This is a genomic window from Acidovorax sp., from assembly GCF_046341535.1.
Classification (GTDB): Bacteria; Pseudomonadota; Gammaproteobacteria; order Burkholderiales; family Burkholderiaceae_C; genus Acidovorax.
In genome coordinates, this window is sequence record NZ_JBKDRI010000110.1 from 1 (window position 1) to 3,884 (window position 3,884).

A 3,884-nucleotide genomic window follows, 5' to 3' on the forward strand; every position below is an offset into this window, starting at 1 on the left:
TCCAGCGCCTCGCCACGCTTGCGGGCCGCGCCGATGAAGATCTCCAGTTGCTCACGCGCCTTCGACTGGCCCACGTACTCCTGCAGCAGCTTGGGGCGCAGGGCCCGCTCGATCGCTTCCTCCTGCGGTGAAGCAGGCACGGAAGAAATAACGCGCTTTGCAGAGGCTGGGGCGAAGTCGTCGGTCTGGATGGTCATACGGTCGGCGCGCGCACGGCCTTACTGGCTCGTCCAGGCGTGGTATCCGACACCTTCGTAGCGGAACTCTTTGTTGTTGGCGACGATGTAATCGCGTTCCTGAGCGCTGATGGTGTAGAAGTGGGCGCCGGTCGCCGGTCTGTAGAAACGGTAGATCGGGGTGCTGCCTGTGGCGGCCGCCTGCAGGGCGTACCAGATGGGACCTTCGTATTTGAACACCGGGTAATTGGCGCGCACCAGGTCGCTTTCAGTCTGGTTGATCGTGTAGAAATGTGCGCCGTTGGAGGTATTGAAGAAGCGGAACACGCTGCTCAACCCGGTCGCAGGCTGCGCGTAGGCGTAAAAGGCGACGTTCTCATACTGGAACTGCGGCATGGTCCGGATGACCAGGTCTCGCTCGGCCACGCTGGAGGTGTAGAAATGCGCGCCCGACTGCACGTTGAAGAAACGGTAGATGGGGGTGCGTGACGACGGTATGGGTTGTGGCGCGGGGCCACTGCCTGCAAGCCAGGTCTTGAGCGCCGCGTTGTACGCCACGTCGAAGCGGCCATAGTAGTCGGACGAGGACCGGTTGCTGCAAACGGCCGCCCCACCATACAGCGTGCCGATGACCTTACCGCCGATGAAGATCGCAGAACCACTGCTGCCGCCCTCGGTCGTTCCCTGGCTCCAGGTGACGCGGTAGAAGTTGCCGGTCGTTCCCGAACAGGTGAACTGGGTTGTCGAGATGCTCGAGCAGCTCGATTGCCCCGCCACCGAACCTACGCTGAGCTTGAGCAGGTCGCCAGTCGGATGGTGCAACCCGATCATGGATGAGCCATTGGCAATGCTGGAAGCGTCCCAGCCCGCAAACACGGCACCTGCCGGTGGCGTGTCGTTGAGCTGAAAGAGAGACATGTCCGTATCCGCACTGGCATAGAGCAGGCGCGCCCCACCGACCTTTTTGGTGGAGGAACCCTGCAGCGCCCCGCTGTTGCAGGTGGACGAACGGAAGAACCAGTCCGTCTGCAGCGTCGAGGCGACGGTTTGCTCGGAAATGCAGTGGTTGGCGCTCAGAAAATACGGCGTTCCGGAAGAATTCCCGTCATTGACCAGGGTACCCGTGCACAGGTAAGCGCCTGCACCCTTGACGAAGACCATGCGTGCCACCGCATTGCGCTCGCTGGCGCCATCGTTGTAGCAGCTTGCATCCAGGTTGCAGCTATCTGCGTCGCCAATGGCTTTGGAGCCAAGCCGCCCGGCAGCCGCCAAGTCGGCTTCAGTGGGCAACAACAGGTTCTCAAAGATGTGCGTGAGCTTGGGCACCGAGATGCGCAACGCGTTCACCGGCACGCCGGGCGGCAGTTCGACCTCCAGGGTGGCTTCGCCCTCACCCGTGTCGGGCGTCCACCAGGTGCGGGCGGCGTCGCTGCGGTCACCAGCGGCCTGGTTGCGCTCGATGATCTGCAGGACCTCGTGCCCCGCGACTTGATACGGCTTGGCTGCCGCCGCCTGCGTGTACACGCGCAGCAGCGCGCTGCCAGGCAGTTGCTCGACCAGCACGCCCAGGCGCACGCCATAGGCACCCTTGGCCGCAAAACTGATGGCTGCGACCTTGCCGCCCGCGGCAGAGTCCTTCCACTGCCACTGTGCGCTGGTGGCCGACGTGTCTTTGGTGGCTGCCACATCGCGGCCGACGCCCACCAGCCGCGGCCCCACGGTCGGCGCAATATCCACCGTCTTGGAGCGGTCGAGTGTGCCCAGCTCGACGACCGTGGCCTTCGGGGCGCTGGCCGCGCTGCGGGACTTGATCACCGGCACATCCTGCACCGCGCTGGCGGGCTGCTCCCGCGATGACACCGACGTGATCGGTGCACTGCTGAGCGACGCGGCCCCATCGCCGCCGGCAGAACCGCCCCCGCACGCGGACAACAGCGCGGCTGCCGCTACCGTAAAACCGGCGGCCCAGCGGCCGGTGAAAACTCGCTTCATGTGAAGTCCTTTGCTTGCTAGTGAAAACCCGACTGTCGAAACGGCTGCCGAGCACCGCAGCACGCTGCGGCCCGTGGTGACCAGGGTACTGATTATCAGCGCGCCAGCGCCTTGAGCGCCAGCTTGATGCCATCACTTACCCCCACATCCGACGGTAATGCCTTGAGCGCCGCGGACGCCTCCTTGTCGTTGTAACCCAAAGCCAGCAACGCTTGCAAGATATCGGCCTGTGCATCGCTGCGCGCAGCGCCACCGCCTGCGGCCCCCACATCGGCCCCCAGCTTGCCCTTGAGTTCCAGCAGCAATCGCTCAGCCGTCTTTTTGCCGATGCCGGGCACCTTGACCAGGCGGCCGGCCTCTTGCAGGGTGACCGCCTGGGCCAAGTCGGCAACGCCCAGGCCCGAGAGCACCGACAAGGCCGTGCGCGGCCCCACACCCGAGATCTTGATCAGCTCGCGAAACGCCTGCCGCTCGGCGGCGGTGGCAAACCCATACAGCAACTGCGCGTCCTCGCGGACGATGAACTGGGTGAGCAGGCTGACGCGCTCGCCCAGGGCCGGGAGGTTGTAGAACGTGCTCATGGGCACATAGACCTCGTAGCCGACGCCGTGGCAGTCCAGCAGCACCTCGGGGGGGTTCTTCTCCAGCAGGGTGCCGGTCAACTTGCCTATCATTGATGTCCTTTGCCGCGCACTGCGGCGATCCAACGGGAATTATCCGCGTGATCCTGCGCCACACCTTCACCCCCCACAACAACACGCGCCTGAGCCACCTGTGCGGGCCTGCCGATGCCCACCTGCGCACCATCGAGGGGGCCCTGTCGGTGAGCATTGCACACCGGCACGAGCAGTTCAAGGTGGACGGCCCCAAAGCCAAGGCCACGCAGGCCATGGAACTGCTGCAGGCCCTGTACGAGATCGCCGAGCGCCCCATTGGTGAACCCACCATCCAGCTCATGCTGGCCGGTGACAGCGAACTGCTGGACGCGCCCGAGGACGCCATCATCCTCAACACCCGGCGGGCCGACCTGCGCGGCCGCACGGCCACCCAAAACCTGTACCTGCAGAACATCGCCACGCACGACATCACCTTTGGCATCGGCCCGGCCGGCACGGGCAAGACGTACCTGGCCGTGGCCAGCGCCGTCGATGCGCTGGAGCGCAGCAGCGTGCAGCGCATCGTGCTGACCCGCCCGGCCGTGGAGGCGGGCGAGCGGCTGGGCTTTCTGCCCGGTGATCTGGCGCAGAAGGTGGACCCGTACCTGCGCCCCCTGTACGACGCGCTGTATGAGCTGATGGGCCACGACAAGGTGCAAAAGGCGTTTGAGCGCAACGCCATCGAGATTGCGCCGCTGGCCTTCATGCGGGGCCGCACGCTCAACAATGCCTTTGTGATCCTGGACGAAGCCCAAAACACCACGCCCGAGCAGATGAAGATGTTTCTGACCCGCATCGGCTTTGGATCGCGGGCCGTGGTCACGGGCGACGTGAGCCAGATCGACCTGCCCAAAGGCGCCCTGAGCGGCCTCATCGACGCCGAGCGTGTGCTCAAGCGCGTCAAGGGGATTTCCATCACACGCTTTACCAGCGCCGACGTGGTGCGCCACCCGCTGGTGGCCCGCATCGTGGATGCGTACGACGCGCCGCGCCGTGCGGCGGCAGCCCGTGCGCGTGACTGAGCCCCGGGGAATATGCTCCTGAATTCATAGCTACTTGC

The 3,884-nt window shown here is 65.0% G+C and carries 3 protein-coding genes and 1 pseudogene; 1 reads left to right on the top strand and 3 read right to left on the bottom strand.

The annotated features are described in order from the left end of the window. The 3 genes and pseudogenes from ACK543_RS07950 to ruvA form a co-directional block, all read right to left on the bottom strand. Positions 1–197 (bottom strand): annotated as a pseudogene (locus ACK543_RS07950) (Holliday junction branch migration DNA helicase RuvB); the annotation flags it as partial. Positions 198–218: 21 nt separating this feature from the next. Beyond that, positions 219–2,168 (bottom strand): trypsin-like peptidase domain-containing protein, encoded by a 1,950-nt coding sequence (locus tag ACK543_RS07955; RefSeq protein ID WP_409942309.1) that lies wholly within the window; start codon positions 2,166–2,168, stop codon positions 219–221. Positions 2,169–2,263: 95 nt separating this feature from the next. Beyond that, entirely contained in the window at positions 2,264–2,842 is a 579-nt protein-coding gene (gene ruvA, locus ACK543_RS07960; protein ID WP_409942310.1) for a Holliday junction branch migration protein RuvA, read from the bottom strand. Between the two features lie 47 nt (positions 2,843–2,889). Between ruvA and ACK543_RS07965 the strand changes: the two genes are divergently transcribed. After that, positions 2,890–3,846, top strand: a complete 957-nt coding sequence (locus tag ACK543_RS07965) for a PhoH family protein (RefSeq protein WP_409942311.1) — start codon at positions 2,890–2,892, stop codon at positions 3,844–3,846. Positions 3,847–3,884 lie beyond the last annotated feature (38 nt).